We start from the raw sequence: 19,504 nt of genomic DNA on the forward strand, positions 1-19,504 counted from the left end.
CCGGGCGCGCCGACCAGCCAGGTGTCGATCTCCGTCAGCAGCCCCTTGGCGACCTGTTCGGGCGCGGCCGATCCCCGTACGGACTGGCGCGCCAGCTCCGCCAGCTCGGTGTCGCTGAAACCCTGGTGACGGCGCGCCAGTTCGTACTGCGCCGCCAGCCGGGAGCCGAACAGCAACGGGTCGTCGGCGCCCAGCGCCATCGGGACACCCGCGTCGAACAGCGTCCGCAGCGGTACGTCCTCGGGCTTCTCGTAGACGCCGAGGGCCACGTTCGACGCCGGGCAGACCTCGCAGGTCACGCCCCGGTCGGCGAGCCGGCGCAGCAGCTTCGGGTCCTCGGCGGCCCGCACGCCGTGGCCGACACGCGTCGCGCGCAGATCGTCCAGACAGTCGCGTACGGAAGTGGGCCCGTTCAGCTCGCCGCCGTGCGGCGCCGCCAGCAGCCCGCCGCTCCGCGCGATCGCGAACGCCCGGTCGAAGTCCCTGGCCATGCCGCGGCGCTCGTCGTTCGAGAGCCCGAAGCCGACGACGCCCCGGTCCGCGTACCGCACGGCCAGCCGCGCCAGGGTCCTGGCCTCCAGCGGGTGCTTCATACGGTTCGCGGCGACGATCACACGCATACCGAGCCCGGTCGCCCTGGACGCGCTCTCCACTGCGTCCAGGATGATCTCCAGCGCCGGGATCAGGCCGCCGAGCGTGGGGGCGTACGAGGTCGGGTCGACCTGGATCTCCAGCCAGCGCGAGCCGTCCCGTACGTCCTCCTCGGCGGCCTCACGCACCAGCCGCTGGATGTCCTCGGGCGTTCGCAGACAGGACCGGGCGATGTCGTAGAGGCGCTGGAAGCGGAACCAGCCGCGCTCGTCGGTGGCGCGCAGCTTCGGTGGCTCGCCTCCGGTCAGCGCCTCGGGAAGGTGGACGCCGTACTTCTCGGCCAGCTCCAGCAGCGTCGTGGGCCGCATCGAACCGGTGAAATGCAGGTGCAGGTGGGCCTTGGGCAACGTACTGAGGTCGCGCGGGCGGGTGGTGCTCTCCATTGCTAGATCCTGCCGTACGAAAAGGCCTGGCGGGACCCCCTCCCTCCTTCGAGTTGATCCCGAACGAAGAAACGGGCCCCCGGCCGGAGGCCGGAAGCCCGCTCCACGGAGCAAGGGTGAGCGATGAGTCACATGGATCGGTGGTCAGTCCTTCGCCTCGGCCAGCAGCTTCTGCATCCGTGCGACGCCCTCCGCCAGGTCCTCGTCGCCGAGCGCGTACGACAGCCGCAGGTAGCCGGGCGTACCGAAGGCGTCACCCGGGACTACCGCGACCTCGACCTCGTCCAGGATCAGCGCGGCCAGCTCGACCGACGACTGCGGGCGCTGCCCCCGGATCTCCTTGCCCAGCAGGGCCTTCACCGAGGGGTACGCGTAGAAGGCACCCTCGGGCTCCGGGCAGACGACGCCGTCGATCTCGTTGAGCATCCGGACGATCGTCCGGCGGCGGCGGTCGAAGGCCGAGCGCATCTCGGCGACCGCGGCCAGGTCACCGGAGACCGCGGCGATCGCGGCGGCCTGGGAGACATTCGCGACATTGGACGTGGCGTGCGACTGCATGTTGGTCGCTGCCTTGACGACGTCCTTGGGGCCGACGATCCAGCCCACGCGCCAGCCGGTCATCGCGTAGGTCTTGGCGACGCCGTTGACGACGAGGCACTTGTCACGCAGCTCGGGCACCACGGCCGGCATCGAAGTGAAGACGGTGTCGCCGTACACGAGGTGCTCGTAGATCTCGTCCGTGAGCACCCACAGGCCGTGCTCGACGGCCCAGCGGCCGATGGCCTCGGTCTGAGCCCTGCTGTAGACGGCGCCGGTCGGGTTGGACGGGGAGACGAAGACGACGACCTTCGTACGCTCCGTACGGGCCGCCTCCAACTGCTCGACGGAGACGCGGTAGCCGGTGGTCTCGTCGGCCACGACGTCGACCGGGACACCGCCCGCGAGCCGGATCGACTCCGGGTACGTCGTCCAGTAGGGGGCCGGGACGATGACCTCGTCGCCCGGGTCGAGGACGGCGGCGAACGCCTCGTAGATCGCCTGCTTACCGCCGTTGGTCACCAGGATCTGCGCGGCCTCCACCTCGTAACCGGAGTCGCGCAGTGTCTTCGCGGCGATGGCGGCCTTGAGTTCGGGGAGCCCGCCGGCCGGCGTGTAGCGGTGGTACTTGGTGTTGCGGCAGGCCTCGACAGCGGCCTCGACGATGTAGTCGGGCGTAGGGAAGTCGGGTTCGCCCGCGCCGAAGCCGATCACCGGACGCCCGGCGGCCTTGAGGGCCTTGGCCTTGGCGTCGACGGCGAGGGTCGCGGACTCGGAGATCGCGCCGATGCGCGCGGATACCCGGCGCTCGGTGGGAGAGGTTGCAGGGCTCATGCGGCCCATGGTCCCAGACCCGAAACGTCCCCGGCACACAGGTTTCGCTCCCTGGACACATAAAGGGACGGGGGGAGGAACGATCGGGGGGACCGTATCCCTGAGGCGCTTCCGGCCTTAGCTGTTCGACGTCGGGCCCCGGACCACGTACACTCACTCGTCGTTGGGCCTCACCAGCCACGTCCGAGCGACGCACTCCGTGCGTCCGGTCGGATGCGGTAGGTTGGGGAAAGCACAAAGGGTCGTAGCTCAATTGGTAGAGCACTGGTCTCCAAAACCAGCGGTTGGGGGTTCAATTCCCTCCGGCCCTGCTACACACACCTTCGCCAGGATGTGTGCGCATGTACGTATATTCACTGCATCGCCGTGCGGCTCCCCCGGGCGCGGCATGGTCACGACCCGGAATCAGGTGAGAGAGCGTGACGGACGCCGTGGGCTCCATCGACAAGCCTGATGCCGACGATGACTCCGCCGACGAGTCGGCGGAGTCCAAGAAGCCCCGTAAGGGTGGGAAGCGCGGTAAGAAGGGCCCGTTCGGCCGTCTCGCGCTCTTCTACCGTCAGATTGTCGCAGAGCTGCGCAAGGTCGTCTGGCCGACTCGCAACCAGCTAACGACGTACACCACAGTCGTGATTGTCTTTGTTGTCATCATGATCGGTCTGGTGACCGTGATTGACTATGGCTTCAACCAAGCGATCAAGTACGTATTCGGCTGATCCCGCGAGGGCGCCCGACGAGGCGCCCCTTTCGCGTGTTCCACCCATTTAGCCAGGAAGAAGCAGCCACCGTGTCTGACCCGAACCTGAACGACGCCCGCGAGTCGGTGGAGTCCCTGGAGGACGAGACCGACATCGTCGAGGCGGCGGACGCTGTCGAGCCAGACCAGGCCGAAGCCGCTGACGCCGCCGCGGAGTCGGCCGAAGAGGCCGCCGTCCACGCGGATGTCACCTCTGAGGCGGACGAGACCGAAGCTGCTGAGGCCGTGAGTGAAGCGGCCGCCGAGGCGGACGCGGACGACGACGTCGACGACACCGAAGCCGCCGCCGAGGGCGACGACGACGAAGCCGCCGCCGAGGCGACCGATGACGGTGACACGGACGACGCCGAGCCCGCCCCCGCTGTCGACCCGGTCGAGGCCCTCCGCGAGGAGCTTCGCGGCCTGCCGGGCGAGTGGTACGTGATCCACACCTACGCCGGCTATGAGAAGCGCGTGAAGGCCAACCTGGAGCAGCGCGCCGTCTCGCTCAACGTCGAGGACTTCATCTACTCGGCCGAGGTGCCCGAGGAAGAGATCGTCCAGATCAAGAACGGCGAGCGCAAGAACGTACGCCAGAACAAGCTTCCGGGATACGTCCTGGTGCGCATGGACCTGACGAACGAGTCCTGGGGTGTCGTTCGTAACACCCCCGGCGTCACCGGCTTCGTGGGCAACGCGTACGACCCGTACCCGCTGACCCTGGACGAGATCGTCAAGATGCTCGCTCCGGAGGCCGAGGAGAAGGCCGCGCGTGAGGCCGCCGAGGCCGAGGGCAAGCCGATGCCGTCCCGCAAGGTCGAGGTCCAGGTGCTGGACTTCGAGGTGGGCGACTCGGTCACCGTCACCGACGGCCCGTTCGCGACCCTCCAGGCGACGATCAACGAGATCAACGCGGACTCGAAGAAGGTCAAGGGTCTCGTCGAGATCTTCGGCCGCGAGACCCCGGTCGAGCTGAGCTTCGACCAGATCCAGAAGAACTGAGCGCCGAGCGCTCCCGTTCTTCTGGAACTACAGCTTCCGACCAGGTCAGATCGGCTTCCACAGCCGGTCTGACCTGTCGGTTTTCAGCCCCGCACCCTTACCCGTTATCGTTGTGCGGTATGCCTCCATCCGGATGACCGGGCGGAGGGCGGAAAACTCTCAACTGGACCCGGAGAGAGCAATGCCTCCCAAGAAGAAGAAGATCACGGGGCTCATCAAGCTCCAGATCAATGCCGGCGCGGCCAACCCGGCTCCGCCGGTCGGCCCCGCGCTGGGTCAGCACGGCGTCAACATCATGGAGTTCTGCAAGGCCTACAACGCCGCGACCGAGTCGCAGCGTGGCATGGTCGTGCCGGTGGAGATCACGGTCTACGACGACCGCTCCTTCACCTTCATCACCAAGACTCCGCCGGCCGCCAAGCTGATCCTCAAGGCCGCAGGCGTGGACAAGGGCTCCGGCGAGCCGCACGTCAAGAAGGTCGCCAAGCTGACGCGCGACCAGGTGCGGGACATCGCCACGACCAAGATGCCCGACCTGAACGCCAACGACCTGGCTGCCGCCGAGAAGATCATCTCCGGCACCGCTCGTTCGATGGGCATCACGGTCGAGGGCTGATTTCAGCCCGCACGTCTCAGTGCCCGCACCTCTGAGTGCCCGTACGTCTGAGTGGGAGGGCCATGCGCGGCCCGGACCACGAACTCCACACCTGATGAACCACAGGAGAACGCAGTGAAGCGCAGCAAGTCTCTCCGCAGCGCGGACGCGAAGATCGACTCGGAGCGTAATTACGCCCCGCTCGAGGCCGTCCGTCTCGCCAAGGACACCAACACCGCCAAGTTCGACGGCACCGTCGAGGTCGCCATGCGTCTGGGCGTAGACCCCCGCAAGGCGGACCAGATGGTCCGTGGCACCGTGAACCTTCCGCACGGCACCGGTAAGACCGCCCGGGTCCTGGTCTTCGCGACCGGTGACCGTGCCGAGGCAGCGCGTGCCGCGGGCGCCGACATCGTCGGCTCCGACGAGCTGATCGACGAGGTCCAGAAGGGCCGTCTCGACTTCGACGCCGTCGTCGCCACCCCGGACCTCATGGGCAAGGTCGGCCGCCTCGGCCGTGTCCTCGGCCCGCGTGGTCTGATGCCGAACCCCAAGACCGGTACGGTCACCCCCGATGTCGTGAAGGCTGTCAACGACATCAAGGGCGGCAAGATCGAGTTCCGCGTCGACAAGCACTCGAACCTGCACTTCATCATCGGCAAGGTCTCCTTCGACGAGACGAAGCTGGTCGAGAACTACGCGGCGGCGCTGGACGAGATCCTCCGTCTGAAGCCGTCCGCAGCGAAGGGCCGCTACATCAAGAAGGCGACCCTCGCGACGACGATGGGCCCCGGCATCCCGCTGGACGCCAACCGCACCCGCAACCTCCTCGTCGAGGAAGACCCGGCCGCCGTCTGACGCTGACGGCACCCACGGGTCGCGCGTAAGCGGCACTCGTACGCACACCGAAAGCCGGTCCCCGCACCTCACCTGAGGTGCGGGGACCGGCTTTTTGAATTCTTGAAGGGCGCACGTATGCGCTAACGTCTGATCTTCGACCGGCCCAGTCGGCGCCGGGGGGTAGTGACACATCAAAGTCACAGATCAACATCACAAATCTGGGGTGGGGACATGCGCACGTCCATGTGGAGACGCGGAGCCGTTTCGTTGATATCGGTGGCCGTCGTGGTCGGCGTCGCCGGCTGTAACAGCGGCGACGACACGAAGACGAACGGAGCGCCCAAGCCCGCCAAGGCCGCGACCGTCTCGACGCCCGTCCAGGCGCTCAGCGCGGCCGTCAAGAAGCTGTCATCCGTCAAGTCCGCAAAGTTCGACATGAGCATGTCGGTGCCGGTGCCCAAGGGCACGGCGGGTGCTGACGCCGACGGCACGAAGACCGTGAAGACCTCCGGTCGTATCGGCTGGAACCCCACGACGGCGGAAATGAACATGGATACCGCGTCCCTCGGCCTCGGCGACACCGGCCAGAGTGAGAAGATCTCCGTGATCCTGGCCGACGGTGTGGTGTACGTGGACATGGGAGCGGACGCCGCCAAGGAGATGGACGGCAAGCGGTGGATGAAGATCGACGTCGCCGCCCTCGCCAAGGAGCAGGGCGGCGAGGCGGCGGGCAGCGCGATCGGCGACAGTCTGCAGAGTTCCAACCAGGACCCCGCCCAGCAGCTCAAGCTGCTGCTCGACTCGCCGGGCGTGAAGCGTGTCGGTGCCGAGAAGGTCGACGGCGTGCGGACTCAGCACTACAAGGGCGCGCTCGACCTCGACCAGCTCGTGGACGCCAGCGCCTCGGCGGAGCACCTCACCGCCGCGAAGCGCGCGCAGCTCTCGGACACGCTGCGTAAGAGCGGCCTGAAGTCGGAGAGCTTCGACATCTGGGTCAACGACAGCAGCTATCCGGTGCAGGTGGAGGTCTCGGAGGTCGTGGCGGCAGGTGTCATCAAGACGAGCCTGCACTACTCGGACTACTCGTCGACCGCTTCCGTGGCCAAGCCGCCGGCCGACAGCGAGACCCTCAGCCTTCAGGACGTGATGAAGGCGGCCCAGGGGGCGTCCGACGGCGGAAAGGGCGCCTGACCCTTCCGGGCGGGCCGCCTTACCCGGATTTGCCTGCCGTACACGTACTCACGTAGTCTTCCACCGAAGCCAAAGACCGCTGGTCGTTGCCGTGTCCTCCTACAGAGGACGCGGTGGCCGAAGGATCCGCTGGGTGCGGACGACCTGCGCAGGTGATCGTGGACAGTTCCCGGACTTTGTCCGGTCGAGCTACGCCCCGCGCTCCTGCGCCGGGGCGTTTTTTTCGTACCCGGTCCCTTCTGAGCGGTCCTCATCACCCGGAAGGAGGCCGACGCTCATGGCAAGGCCCGACAAGGCTGCCGCGGTAGCCGAGCTCACGGACAAGTTCCGCAGCTCGAACGCCGCCGTGCTGACCGAGTACCGGGGCCTCACCGTGGCGCAGCTCAAGGAGCTGCGTCGTTCCCTCGGTGAGAACGCCCAGTACGCCGTGGTGAAGAACACGCTGACCAAGATCGCGGCCAACGAGGCCGGGATCAACTTGCTGGACGACCTGTTCTCGGGTCCCACGGCAGTTGCCTTCGTCACCGGTGACCCGGTGGAGTCGGCGAAGGGTCTTCGTGACTTCGCCAAGGACAACCCCAACCTCGTCATCAAGGGCGGTGTCCTTGACGGCAAGGCGCTGTCCGCCGACGAGATCAAGAAGCTCGCGGACCTCGAGTCCCGCGAGGTTCTGCTCGCCAAGCTGGCCGGTGGCCTGAAGGCGTCCATGGCCAAGGCCGCGGCGACTTTCCAGGCTCCGCTCACGGAGTTCGTCCGCACCGCGGAAGCACTTCGCGCCAAGGTCGAGCAGGGCGGTGCCGGTACGCCGGATCCCGCCGAGGCCGACGCCGAATAGTTCCGGCCGTCGTGTCACAGCGGGCCCGTACGCCCGCCTCCATATACATCCGGCACCTGCCGAAATAGTGGAAGGACGCCATCATGGCGAAGCTGTCCCAGGACGAGCTGCTCGCGCAGTTCGAGACCCTGACCCTCATCGAGCTTTCCGAGTTCGTGAAGGCCTTCGAGGAGAAGTTCGACGTCAAGGCCGCCGCCCCGGTCGCCGCCGCTGCCGCCGGTGGCGCTGCCGCCGTCGCCGAGGCCCCGGAGGAGCAGGACGAGTTCGACGTCATCCTCACCGGTGCCGGCGAGAAGAAGATCCAGGTCATCAAGGTCGTGCGTGAGCTGACCTCGCTGGGTCTCAAGGAGGCCAAGGACCTCGTGGACGGCGCCCCGAAGCCCGTCCTGGAGAAGGTCAGCAAGGAGCAGGCGGAGAAGGGTGCCGAGTCCCTCAAGACCGCCGGCGCTTCCGTCGAGGTCAAGTAACTCCCACGAGCCCGCCACCGTACGCCGGAGGCTCCCTCCGGGCCTGTGGGGCCCCAGGGGCCCTCAGGCGGCCGTACAAGGCGGTCTCGGCGCCGTGAGGCGCGGTTCTACACGAAGGGCGATCACCCAGTCGGGTGGTCGCCCTTCGGCGTATCCGCAGGGGGCCCTTGCCCTCCTGCCGTCGGCGAGTATCGTGATCATCGCCGTGCTCCCGTACGCCCAGGGGCATCCCTCCGGGGTGCCGGGGCCTTGACGAACCGCACGCAGCGCGCAATTCTCAGGACGCGTCGTCACAATCGATCCGGATCCGAGGCATGGATCGATGGCGAACAGGGCAGTATCGATGTGCGCCTACGGCGCGAGGCTTGCCGCAGTTGAGACAAGGGTGTTGAGAACAACGAGGGTCTCCAAAAACCCGCTCTGGACATCAGTGTGCCAAGTGGCTACACTGACCCTTTGCGCTGCCTGTTAGCTGCTCCCTGCCCGTCACCAGGGGCACCCCCTCGTATGGACACCGGTGATCGACAGCCCTGATCTGGGCTTTCCCTCCCTGTGCCCCGCTTGGGACCGGTACGCGCGTAGTGAGTCCGAGCCCTCGGAAGGACCCCCTCTTGGCCGCCTCGCGCAACGCCTCGACCACGAATATGAACAACGGCGCCAGCACCGCCCCGCTGCGCATCTCCTTTGCAAAAATCAAGGAGCCCCTCGAGGTTCCGAACCTCCTGGCGCTGCAGACCGAGAGCTTTGACTGGCTGCTCGGTAACGCCGCTTGGAAGGCTCGTGTCGAGGCGGCTCTCGAGAACGGACAGGACGTCCCCAGGAAGTCAGGTCTGGAGGAGATCTTCGAGGAGATCTCTCCGATCGAGGACTTCTCCGGGTCGATGTCGCTGACCTTCCGCGATCACCGCTTCGAGCCTCCCAAGAATTCGATCGACGAGTGCAAGGAGCGCGACTTCACGTTCGCGGCACCTCTCTTCGTCACAGCCGAGTTCACCAACAACGAGACCGGCGAGATCAAGTCCCAGACGGTGTTCATGGGCGATTTCCCGCTCATGACCAACAAGGGCACCTTCGTCATCAACGGCACCGAGCGTGTCGTGGTGTCCCAACTGGTGCGCTCGCCGGGTGTCTACTTCGACTCCTCCATCGACAAGACGTCCGACAAGGACATCTTCTCCTCCAAGATCATCCCTTCCCGGGGTGCCTGGCTGGAGATGGAGATCGACAAGCGCGACATGGTCGGTGTCCGTATCGACCGCAAGCGCAAGCAGTCCGTGACCGTCCTCCTCAAGGCTCTCGGTTGGACGACCGAGCAGATCCTGGAGGAGTTCGGCGAGTACGAGTCGATGCGCGCCACCCTGGAGAAGGACCACACCCAGGGCCAGGACGACGCACTGCTCGACATCTACCGCAAGCTCCGTCCGGGCGAGCCCCCGACGCGCGAAGCGGCCCAGACGCTGCTCGAGAACCTCTACTTCAACCCGAAGCGCTACGACCTCGCCAAGGTCGGCCGCTACAAGGTGAACAAGAAGCTCGGCGCCGAAGAGCCGCTGGACGCCGGTGTGCTCACCACCGACGACATCATCGCCACCATCAAGTACCTCGTGAAGCTCCACGCGGGCGAGACCGAGACGGTCGGCGAGAGCGGCACCACGATCGTCGTCGAGACCGACGACATCGACCACTTCGGCAACCGCCGTCTGCGCAACGTCGGCGAGCTCATCCAGAACCAGGTCCGTACGGGCCTGGCGAGGATGGAGCGCGTCGTGCGTGAGCGCATGACGACCCAGGACGTCGAGGCGATCACGCCGCAGACCCTGATCAACATCCGGCCGGTCGTCGCCTCCATCAAGGAGTTCTTCGGCACCAGCCAGCTCTCCCAGTTCATGGACCAGAACAACCCGCTGTCGGGTCTGACCCACAAGCGCCGCCTGTCGGCGCTGGGCCCCGGCGGTCTGTCCCGTGAGCGGGCCGGCTTCGAGGTCCGTGACGTTCACCCGTCGCACTACGGCCGCATGTGTCCGATCGAGACCCCTGAAGGCCCGAACATCGGCCTGATCGGCTCGCTCGCCTCGTACGGCAGGGTCAACGCGTTCGGCTTCGTGGAGACCCCGTACCGCAAGGTCGTCGAGGGCGTCGTCACCGACGACGTCGACTACCTGACCGCGGACGAGGAAGACCGCTTCGTGATCGCCCAGGCCAACGCGACGCTGTCCGAGGAGATGCGGTTCACCGAGCCGCGCGTCCTCGTCCGCCGCCGTGGCGGTGAGGTCGACTACATCCCCGGTGACGACGTCGACTACATGGACGTCTCGCCGCGCCAGATGGTGTCGGTCGCGACCGCGATGATCCCGTTCCTGGAGCACGACGACGCCAACCGTGCCCTCATGGGCGCGAACATGATGCGCCAGGCTGTGCCGCTGATCACTTCTGAGGCGCCGCTCGTCGGCACCGGCATGGAGTACCGCTGTGCGGTCGACGCCGGTGACGTCGTCAAGGCCGAGAAGGAGGGTGTGGTCCAGGAGGTATCCGCGGACTACATCACCATCGCCAACGACGACGGCACGTACACCACGTACCGCATCGCCAAGTTCTCCCGCTCCAACCAGGGCACCTCGGTCAACCAGAAGGTTGTCGTCAACGAGGGCGACCGGATCGTCGAGAACCAGGTTCTCGCCGACGGGCCGGCCACCCAGATGGGCGAGATGGCGCTCGGCAAGAACCTCCTCGTGGCGTTCATGCCGTGGGAGGGCCACAACTACGAAGACGCGATCATCCTCAGCCAGCGGCTGGTGCAGGACGACGTCCTCTCCTCGATCCACATCGAGGAGCACGAGGTCGACGCCCGCGACACCAAGCTCGGCCCCGAGGAGATCACCCGGGACATCCCGAACGTCTCCGAAGAGGTCCTCGCGGACCTCGACGAACGCGGCATCATCCGTATCGGTGCCGAGGTCGTCGCCGGAGACATCCTCGTCGGCAAGGTCACGCCCAAGGGTGAGACCGAGCTGACCCCGGAAGAGCGTCTGCTCCGCGCGATCTTCGGTGAGAAGGCCCGTGAGGTACGGGACACCTCGCTGAAGGTGCCGCACGGTGAGGTCGGCAAGATCATCGGTGTCCGCGTCTTCGACCGCGAGGAGGGCGACGAACTGCCCCCCGGCGTGAACCAACTGGTTCGCGTGTACGTCGCGCAGAAGCGCAAGATCACCGATGGTGACAAGCTCGCCGGCCGTCACGGCAACAAGGGCGTCATCTCGAAGATCCTGCCGATCGAGGACATGCCGTTCCTGGAGGACGGCACCCCGGTCGACATCATCCTCAACCCGCTGGGTGTCCCGTCCCGGATGAACCCGGGACAGGTCCTCGAGATCCACCTCGGCTGGCTCGCCAGCCAGGGCTGGAAGGTCGAGGGCAGCGAGGAGTGGATGGAGCGGCTGAAGGTCATCGGAGCCGACGAGGTCGCTTCCGGTACCAACGTCGCGACCCCGGTCTTCGACGGTGCTCGTGAGGACGAGATCTCCGGTCTCTTCGAGCACACGATCCCGAACCGCGACGGCGAACGCATGGTCAAGGGCTCCGGCAAGGCGCGGATGTTCGACGGCCGCTCCGGTGAGCCGTTCCCCGAGCCGATCTCGGTCGGCTACATGTACATCCTCAAGCTCCACCACCTGGTCGACGACAAGCTCCACGCCCGGTCGACCGGTCCGTACTCGATGATCACCCAGCAGCCGCTGGGTGGTAAGGCCCAGTTCGGCGGTCAGCGCTTCGGTGAGATGGAGGTGTGGGCGCTGGAGGCTTATGGCGCCGCTTACGCCCTCCAGGAACTGCTGACCATCAAGTCCGACGACGTGACCGGCCGCGTGAAGGTCTACGAGGCCATCGTCAAGGGCGAGAACATCCCCGAGCCCGGCATTCCCGAGTCCTTCAAGGTGCTCATCAAGGAAATGCAGTCGCTCTGCCTCAACGTGGAGGTGCTGTCCTCGGACGGCATGTCCATCGAGATGCGCGACACGGACGAGGACGTCTTCCGTGCGGCGGAGGAGCTCGGTATCGACCTGTCCCGGCGAGAGCCGAGCAGCGTCGAAGAGGTCTGACGGGTTGGTCGGCCGCCTCGCGCTGAGGCGGCCGGCTCTCCCCGGACCCGTACAGACCATGATTTGAGACTCGACCCCGAAAGAGGGATTGACGACAAGTGCTCGACGTCAACTTCTTCGACGAGCTGCGGATTGGCCTCGCCACCGCGGACGACATCCGGACCTGGTCCCACGGCGAAGTGAAGAAGCCGGAGACCATCAACTACCGCACGCTCAAGCCCGAGAAGGACGGACTCTTCTGCGAGAAGATCTTCGGTCCTACCCGGGACTGGGAGTGCTACTGCGGCAAGTACAAGCGTGTCCGCTTCAAGGGCATCATCTGTGAGCGCTGTGGCGTCGAAGTCACGCGCGCCAAGGTGCGCCGTGAGCGGATGGGCCACATCGAGCTTGCCGCTCCCGTCACCCACATCTGGTACTTCAAGGGCGTGCCCTCGCGTCTCGGATACCTGCTCGACCTCGCGCCGAAGGACCTGGAAAAGGTCATCTACTTCGCCGCGTACATGATCACGTTCGTGGACGAGGAGCGCCGTACGCGCGATCTGCCGTCGCTGGAGGCCCACGTCTCCGTAGAGCGTCAGCAGACCGAGAACCGCCGCGACTCCGACCTCGAAGCCCGCGCCAAGAAGCTCGAGACCGACCTGGCCGAGCTGGAGGCCGAGGGCGCCAAGGCCGACGTGCGCCGCAAGGTGCGCGAAGGTGCCGAGCGTGAGATGAAGCAGCTCCGTGACCGCGCGCAGCGCGAGATCGACCGTCTCGACGAGGTGTGGAACCGCTTCAAGAACCTCAAGGTCCAGGACCTGGAGGGCGACGAGCTGCTCTACCGCGAGCTGCGTGACCGCTTCGGCACGTACTTCGACGGATCGATGGGCGCCGCCGCGCTGCAGAAGCGCCTGGAGTCCTTCGACCTCGACGAGGAGGCCGAGCGCCTCCGCGAGATCATCCGTACCGGCAAGGGCCAGAAGAAGACCCGCGCGCTCAAGCGCCTCAAGGTCGTCTCCGCGTTCCTCCAGACGAGCAACAGCCCCAAGGGCATGGTGCTCGACTGCGTGCCGGTGATCCCGCCGGACCTGCGTCCGATGGTGCAGTTGGACGGTGGCCGCTTCGCGACCTCCGACCTGAACGACCTGTACCGCAGGGTGATCAACCGCAACAACCGCCTCAAGCGTCTCCTTGACCTCGGTGCCCCCGAGATCATCGTGAACAACGAGAAGCGGATGCTGCAGGAGGCCGTCGACGCGCTGTTCGACAACGGCCGCCGCGGTCGCCCGGTCACCGGTCCCGGTAACCGTCCCCTGAAGTCCCTGAGCGACATGCTCAAGGGCAAGCAGGGCCGTTTCCGTCAGAACCTGCTCGGCAAGCGAGTCGACTACTCGGCCCGTTCCGTGATCGTCGTCGGACCGCAGCTCAAGCTGCACCAGTGCGGTCTGCCGAAGGCCATGGCGCTGGAGCTCTTCAAGCCGTTCGTGATGAAGCGCCTGGTGGACCTGAACCACGCGCAGAACATCAAGTCGGCGAAGCGCATGGTCGAGCGCGGCCGTACGGTCGTGTACGACGTGCTCGAAGAGGTCATCGCCGAGCACCCGGTGCTGCTCAACCGCGCACCGACCCTGCACCGCCTGGGCATCCAGGCCTTCGAGCCGCAGTTGGTCGAGGGCAAGGCCATCCAGATCCACCCGCTCGTCTGCACCGCGTTCAACGCGGACTTCGACGGTGACCAGATGGCCGTCCACCTGCCGCTGTCGGCAGAGGCGCAGGCCGAGGCCCGCATCCTGATGCTGTCCTCGAACAACATCCTGAAGCCGGCCGACGGTCGTCCCGTCACCATGCCGACCCAGGACATGGTGCTCGGACTCTTCTTCCTCACCACGGACGAGGAGGAGCGCAAGGTCGTCGGCGCGGGCCGGTCCTTCGGCTCCAGCGCCGAGGCGACCATGGCGTTCGACAACCGCGAGCTGTCGCTCCAGGCGAAGGTCGACATCCGCTTCCCGGTGGGCACCATCCCGCCGCGCGGCTGGACCCCGCCGGCGCGCGAGGAGGGCGACCCCGAGTACCAGCAGGGCGACACCTTCCGGCTGCGTACGACCCTGGGCCGCGCGCTCTTCAACGAGCTGCTGCCCGAGGACTACCCGTTCGTCGACTACTCGGTGGGCAAGAAGCAGCTCTCCGAGATCGTCAACGACCTGGCCGAGCGCTACCCCAAGGTCATCGTGGCGGCGACGCTCGACAACCTGAAGGCGGCCGGCTTCTTCTGGGCGACCCGTTCCGGTGTCACCGTGGCCATCTCCGACGTCGTCGTTCCCGAGGCGAAGAAGGCGATCGTCAAGGGGTACGAGGAGCAGGACGAGAAGGTCCAGAAGCAGTACGAGCGCGGCCTCATCACCAAGGATGAGCGCACGATGGAGCTCATCGGCATCTGGACCAAGGCGACCAACGAGGTTGCCGAGGCCATGAACGCGAACTTCCCGAAGACGAACCCCATCTTCATGATGGTGAACTCGGGCGCTCGCGGAAACATGATGCAGATGCGTCAGATCGCCGGTATGCGTGGTCTGGTGTCCAACGCCAAGAACGAGACGATTCCGCGTCCCATCAAGGCGTCGTTCCGTGAAGGTCTGTCGGTGCTGGAGTACTTCATCTCCACGCACGGTGCCCGTAAGGGTCTGGCCGACACCGCCCTGCGTACCGCCGACTCGGGTTACCTCACCCGTCGTCTGGTGGACGTCTCGCAGGACGTGATCATCCGCGAGGAGGACTGCGGCACCGACCGCGGTCTGAAGCTGCGGATCGCGGAGAAGGACGCCGAGGGCAGGCTGCGCAAGACGGAGGACGTCGAGACGTCCGTGTACGCGCGCATGCTCGCCGAGGACGTCGTCGTCGACGGCAAGGTCATCGCGCCGGCCAACGTCGACCTGGGCGATGTCCTGATCGACGCGCTGGTGAACGCCGGGGTCGAGGAGGTCAAGACCCGTTCGGTCCTGACCTGCGAGTCCGCGGTCGGCACGTGTGCCTTCTGCTACGGCCGCTCGCTGGCCACCGGCAAGCTGGTCGACATCGGTGAGGCGGTCGGCATCATCGCCGCCCAGTCGATCGGTGAGCCCGGCACCCAGCTCACGATGCGTACCTTCCACACCGGTGGTGTGGCCGGTGACGACATCACCCAGGGTCTGCCCCGAGTCGTCGAGCTCTTCGAAGCCCGTACGCCGAAGGGTGTCGCCCCGATCTCCGAGGCCGCGGGCACCGTCCGCATCGAGGAGACCGAGAAGACCAAGAAGCTCGTCGTCACCCCCGACGACGGCTCCGAGGAGACCCCGTTCCCGATCTCGAAGCGGGCCCGTCTGCTCATCAACGACGGTGACCGTGTCGAGGTGGGCCAGAAGCTCACCGTCGGTGCCACCAACCCGCACGACGTGCTGCGGATCCTCGGTCAGCGCGCGGTCCAGGTCCACCTGGTCGGCGAGGTCCAGAAGGTCTACAACTCGCAGGGTGTGTCGATCCACGACAAGCACATCGAGATCATCATCCGGCAGATGCTCCGCCGTGTGACGATCATCGAGTCGGGCGACGCCGAGCTGCTGCCCGGCGAGCTGGTCGAGCGGTCGAAGTTCGAGACCGAGAACCGCCGTGTGGTCACGGAAGGCGGCCACCCGGCCTCCGGCCGTCCCCAGCTCATGGGCATCACCAAGGCCTCGCTGGCCACCGAGTCGTGGCTGTCGGCGGCGTCCTTCCAGGAGACGACCAGGGTCCTCACCGACGCGGCTATCAACGCCAAGTCGGACTCCCTGATCGGCCTCAAGGAGAACGTCATCATCGGTAAGCTCATCCCGGCCGGTACGGGCCTGTCCCGCTACCGCAACATCCGGGTGGAGCCGACCGAGGAGGCCAAGGCCGCGATGTACTCGGCCGTCGGCTACGACGACATCGACTACTCGCCGTTCGGCACGGGCTCCGGCCAGGCCGTACCGCTGGAGGACTACGACTACGGTCCGTACAACCAGTAAGGCGTGAGCACACCGGAGGGCGGTCACCCCGCTGGGGGAGGCCGCCCTCCGGTGCGTGTTGGATCTTGCCAAAAACGCGTCCCGCACTATGTGTTTTGACCGGAGTCGATGAGGTAGGTACGCTCAAGCCTTGTGCCTGGGGTGTGCCTGGGCTCCTGTGCGTGTCCTCAACCGCACGCGGAGTTCGAGTATCGGCCACCGTAATCTGCGCTCTCCCTGCCGTTGGCGGGGTCATGCAGTATTCGACACACCCGACCGCGTGGGTCGGCGATGTTCCAGGTTAGTTTTACGAACGGCACACAGAAACCGGAGAAGTAGTGCCTACGATCCAGCAGCTGGTCCGGAAGGGCCGGCAGGACAAGGTCGAGAAGAACAAGACGCCTGCGCTCGAGGGTTCCCCTCAGCGCCGTGGCGTGTGCACGCGTGTGTTCACGACCACCCCGAAGAAGCCGAACTCGGCGCTGCGGAAGGTCGCGCGTGTGCGACTGACCTCCGGCATCGAGGTCACGGCATACATTCCGGGTGAGGGACACAACCTGCAGGAGCACTCGATCGTGCTCGTGCGTGGTGGCCGTGTGAAGGACCTGCCGGGTGTTCGTTACAAGATCATCCGCGGCTCCCTCGACACCCAGGGTGTCAAGAACCGCAAGCAGGCCCGCAGCCGCTACGGCGCCAAGAAGGAGAAGTAAACAATGCCTCGTAAGGGCCCTGCCCCGAAGCGCCCGGTCATCATCGACCCGGTCTACGGTTCTCCTCTTGTCACGTCGCTGATCAACAAGCTTCTGCTCAACGGCAAGCGTTCCACTGCCGAGCGGATCGTGTACGGCGCCATGGAAGGCCTCCGCGAGAAGACCGGTAACGACCCGGTCATCACGCTGAAGCGCGCGCTTGAGAACGTCAAGCCCACGCTTGAGGTCAAGTCCCGCCGTGTCGGTGGCGCCACCTACCAGGTGCCGATCGAGGTCAAGCCCGGTCGCGCAGCCACCCTCGCTCTGCGTTGGGTCGTGGGTTACTCCCGCGCCCGCCGCGAGAAGACCATGACCGAGCGCCTCATGAACGAACTGCTCGACGCCTCGAACGGCCTCGGCGCTTCGGTCAAGAAGCGTGAGGACACGCACAAGATGGCCGAGTCCAACAAGGCCTTCGCGCACTACCGCTGGTAGTCAGCGCCCCATCGAGACCGAGAGAAGATTGAGCCTTATGGCCACCACTTCGCTTGACCTGGCCAAGGTCCGCAACATTGGGATCATGGCCCACATCGACGCGGGCAAGACGACCACCACAGAGCGGATTCTGTTCTACACCGGTGTGAGCTACAAGATCGGTGAGGTCCACGACGGCGCTGCCACGATGGACTGGATGGAGCAGGAGCAGGAGCGCGGCATCACGATCACGTCCGCCGCGACGACCTGTCACTGGCCGCTCGACAGCGTCGATCACACCATCAACATCATTGACACCCCGGGCCACGTCGACTTCACCGTAGAGGTGGAGCGTTCGCTGCGCGTGCTCGACGGCGCGGTCACGGTGTTCGACGGTGTGGCCGGCGTGGAGCCGCAGTCGGAAACGGTATGGCGTCAGGCCGACCGCTACGGCGTACCCCGCATCTGCTTCGTCAACAAGCTCGACCGTACGGGTGCCGAGTTCCACCGCTGCGTCGACATGATCGTCGACCGCCTCGGTGCGGTGCCCCTGGTCATGCAGTTGCCGATCGGTGCGGAAGGCGACTTCAAGGGTGTCGTCGACCTCGTGACGATGAAGGCTCTTGTCTGGTCCGCAGAGGCCACCAAGGGCGAGATGTACGACACGGTCGACATCCCGGCGACGCACACCGAGGCCGCTGAAGAGTGGCACGGCAAGCTCGTCGAGGCCGTCGCCGAGCACGATGACGCCATGATGGAGCTGTACCTGGAGGGCCAGGAGCCCACCGTGGAGCAGATGCACGAGGCGATCCGCCGGATCACGCTGGCGTCCAAGGGCGCCGCCGACTCCGTCACGGTCACCCCGGTCTTCTGCGGTACGGCGTTCAAGAACAAGGGCGTCCAGCCCCTGCTCGACGCGGTCGTGCGCTACCTGCCTTCCCCCCTCGACGTCGACGCCATCGAAGGCCACGACGTCAAGGACCCGGAGAAGGTCGTCAAGCGCCGTCCGTCCGAGGACGAGCCGTTCGCCGGTCTCGCCTTCAAGATCGCGAGCGACCCGCACCTGGGCAAGCTCACCTTCGTCCGGGTCTACTCGGGCCGTCTCGTGGCCGGTACAGCGGTGCTGAACTCGGTCAAGGGCAAGAAAGAGCGCATCGGCAAGATCTACCGTATGCACGCGAACAAGCGTGAGGAGATCGAAGCGGTGGGCGCCGGCGACATCGTCGCCGTCATGGGCCTGAAGCAGACCACCACGGGTGAGACGCTCTGTGACGACAAGCAGCCGGTGATCCTGGAGTCCATGGACTTCCCGGCGCCGGTCATCCAGGTTGCCATCGAGCCCAAGTCCAAGGGTGACCAGGAGCGCCTGGGTGTAGCCATCCAGCGCCTCGCGGAGGAGGACCCCTCCTTCCAGGTCCACTCGGACGAGGAGACCGGCCAGACCATCATCGGTGGTATGGGCGAGCTTCACCTCGAAGTGCTGGTCGACCGCATGAAGCGCGAGTTCCGCGTGGAGGCGAACGTCGGTAAGCCGCAGGTCGCTTACCGTGAGACGATCCGTAAGACCGTTGAGCGCGTGGACTACACCCACAAGAAGCAGACCGGTGGTACTGGTCAGTTCGCCAAGGTGCAGATCATGCTGGAGCCCATCGAGGGCGGCGACGCGACGTACGAGTTCGTCAACAAGGTCACCGGTGGCCGCATCCCCCGCGAGTACATCCCCTCGGTGGATGCCGGTGCGCAGGAGGCCATGCAGTTCGGCATCCTGGCCGGCTACGAGATGGTGGGCGTCCGCGTCACCCTTCTCGACGGCGGTTACCACGAGGTCGACTCCTCGGAGCTGGCCTTCAAGATCGCCGGTTCGCAGGCCTTCAAGGAGGGTGCCCGCAGGGCGTCCCCCGTGCTTCTCGAGCCGATGATGGCCGTCGAGGTCACCACGCCCGAGGACTACATGGGCGATGTGATCGGCGACCTGAACTCCCGCCGTGGCCAGATCCAGGCCATGGAGGAGCGCAGCGGCGCCCGCGTCGTGAAGGGCCTCGTGCCTCTCTCGGAGATGTTCGGCTACGTCGGAGACCTCCGCAGCAAGACCTCGGGTCGCGCAAGCTACTCGATGCAGTTCGACTCCTACGCCGAGGTTCCGCGGAACGTCGCCGAGGAGATCATCGCGAAGGCCAAGGGCGAATAACTCTCCGGAGT

At 66.1% G+C, this 19,504-nt stretch carries 14 protein-coding genes and 1 tRNA gene; 13 read left to right on the forward strand and 2 right to left on the reverse strand.

The genetic code is table 11. The features are described from left to right. Together QR77_RS24450 and QR77_RS24455 are read right to left on the reverse strand one after the other, a co-directional pair. The coding region (locus QR77_RS24450; protein WP_063798074.1) for an adenosine deaminase at window positions 1-1,034 on the reverse strand (1,034 nt) is incomplete at its 3' end. A 144-nt stretch (window positions 1,035-1,178) separates the two neighbouring features. After that, on the reverse strand, window positions 1,179-2,405 hold the full coding sequence (locus tag QR77_RS24455) for a pyridoxal phosphate-dependent aminotransferase (protein ID WP_040028575.1): 1,227 nt from the start codon (window positions 2,403-2,405) through the stop codon (window positions 1,179-1,181). Window positions 2,406-2,643: 238 nt separating this feature from the next. Here QR77_RS24455 and QR77_RS24460 point away from each other — a divergent pair. The 13 genes from QR77_RS24460 to fusA all read left to right on the forward strand — a co-directional run bounded on the left by QR77_RS24460 (window position 2,644) and on the right by fusA (window position 19,493). Further along, window positions 2,644-2,716: transfer RNA gene (locus tag QR77_RS24460), tRNA-Trp, on the forward strand. Between the two features lie 108 nt (window positions 2,717-2,824). Beyond that, window positions 2,825-3,121 (forward strand): preprotein translocase subunit SecE, encoded by a 297-nt coding sequence (gene secE / locus QR77_RS24465; protein ID WP_040024264.1) that lies wholly within the window; start codon window positions 2,825-2,827, stop codon window positions 3,119-3,121. A gap of 71 nt (window positions 3,122-3,192) precedes the next feature. Next, window positions 3,193-4,143, forward strand: coding sequence for a transcription termination/antitermination protein NusG (gene nusG, locus QR77_RS24470; RefSeq protein WP_040024265.1), 951 nt, complete (start codon window positions 3,193-3,195; stop codon window positions 4,141-4,143). Between the two features lie 181 nt (window positions 4,144-4,324). Then, window positions 4,325-4,759 carry a 50S ribosomal protein L11 gene (gene rplK, locus QR77_RS24475; protein ID WP_040024266.1) on the forward strand — a complete coding sequence of 145 codons (435 nt, stop codon included), beginning with the start codon at window positions 4,325-4,327 and terminating at the stop codon, window positions 4,757-4,759. A 114-nt stretch (window positions 4,760-4,873) separates the two neighbouring features. Then, a complete protein-coding gene (gene rplA / locus QR77_RS24480; protein ID WP_040024267.1) occupies window positions 4,874-5,596 on the forward strand; it encodes a 50S ribosomal protein L1 in 723 nt (240 codons plus the stop codon). 213 nt (window positions 5,597-5,809) lie between these two features. Further along, the gene (locus QR77_RS24485) at window positions 5,810-6,769 is read left to right on the forward strand and encodes a hypothetical protein (RefSeq protein WP_040024268.1); all 960 of its coding nucleotides are present in this window, start codon (window positions 5,810-5,812) and stop codon (window positions 6,767-6,769) included. Between the two features lie 277 nt (window positions 6,770-7,046). Next, window positions 7,047-7,604 (forward strand): 50S ribosomal protein L10, encoded by a 558-nt coding sequence (rplJ, locus tag QR77_RS24490; RefSeq protein ID WP_040024269.1) that lies wholly within the window; start codon window positions 7,047-7,049, stop codon window positions 7,602-7,604. 83 nt (window positions 7,605-7,687) lie between these two features. Then, the gene (gene rplL, locus QR77_RS24495; RefSeq protein ID WP_040024270.1) at window positions 7,688-8,071 is read left to right on the forward strand and encodes a 50S ribosomal protein L7/L12; all 384 of its coding nucleotides are present in this window, start codon (window positions 7,688-7,690) and stop codon (window positions 8,069-8,071) included. A gap of 611 nt (window positions 8,072-8,682) precedes the next feature. After that, a complete protein-coding gene (rpoB, locus tag QR77_RS24500; protein ID WP_040024271.1) occupies window positions 8,683-12,165 on the forward strand; it encodes a DNA-directed RNA polymerase subunit beta in 3,483 nt (1,160 codons plus the stop codon). A gap of 98 nt (window positions 12,166-12,263) precedes the next feature. Further along, window positions 12,264-16,163 carry a DNA-directed RNA polymerase subunit beta' gene (locus tag QR77_RS24505; RefSeq protein WP_040024272.1) on the forward strand — a complete coding sequence of 1,300 codons (3,900 nt, stop codon included), beginning with the start codon at window positions 12,264-12,266 and terminating at the stop codon, window positions 16,161-16,163. A 317-nt stretch (window positions 16,164-16,480) separates the two neighbouring features. Continuing rightward, window positions 16,481-16,852, forward strand: a complete 372-nt coding sequence (gene rpsL, locus QR77_RS24510; RefSeq protein WP_003948652.1) for a 30S ribosomal protein S12 — start codon at window positions 16,481-16,483, stop codon at window positions 16,850-16,852. A 3-nt stretch (window positions 16,853-16,855) separates the two neighbouring features. Beyond that, the gene (gene rpsG, locus QR77_RS24515) at window positions 16,856-17,326 is read left to right on the forward strand and encodes a 30S ribosomal protein S7 (protein ID WP_030351427.1); all 471 of its coding nucleotides are present in this window, start codon (window positions 16,856-16,858) and stop codon (window positions 17,324-17,326) included. A gap of 37 nt (window positions 17,327-17,363) precedes the next feature. Then, on the forward strand, window positions 17,364-19,493 hold the full coding sequence (fusA, locus tag QR77_RS24520; RefSeq protein ID WP_040024273.1) for an elongation factor G: 2,130 nt from the start codon (window positions 17,364-17,366) through the stop codon (window positions 19,491-19,493). The last annotated feature ends 11 nt before the right edge of the window (window positions 19,494-19,504 follow it).

Source organism: Streptomyces sp. 150FB, from assembly GCF_000818195.1.
Lineage (GTDB): Bacteria > Actinomycetota > Actinomycetes > Streptomycetales > Streptomycetaceae > Streptomyces.

What these genes read in the sequence shown, in the direction of transcription:
- QR77_RS24455 (WP_040028575.1), bottom strand. Translation starts at nt 2,405, where the DNA reads ATGAGCCCTGCAACCTCTCCCACCGAGCGCCGGGTATCCGCGCGCATC.
- rplK (WP_040024266.1), top strand. Translation starts at nt 4,325, where the DNA reads ATGCCTCCCAAGAAGAAGAAGATCACGGGGCTCATCAAGCTCCAGATC.
- QR77_RS24485 (WP_040024268.1), top strand. Translation starts at nt 5,810, where the DNA reads ATGCGCACGTCCATGTGGAGACGCGGAGCCGTTTCGTTGATATCGGTG.
- rplJ (WP_040024269.1), top strand. Translation starts at nt 7,047, where the DNA reads ATGGCAAGGCCCGACAAGGCTGCCGCGGTAGCCGAGCTCACGGACAAG.
- rplL (WP_040024270.1), top strand. Translation starts at nt 7,688, where the DNA reads ATGGCGAAGCTGTCCCAGGACGAGCTGCTCGCGCAGTTCGAGACCCTG.
- rpsG (WP_030351427.1), top strand. Translation starts at nt 16,856, where the DNA reads ATGCCTCGTAAGGGCCCTGCCCCGAAGCGCCCGGTCATCATCGACCCG.
- fusA (WP_040024273.1), top strand. Translation starts at nt 17,364, where the DNA reads ATGGCCACCACTTCGCTTGACCTGGCCAAGGTCCGCAACATTGGGATC.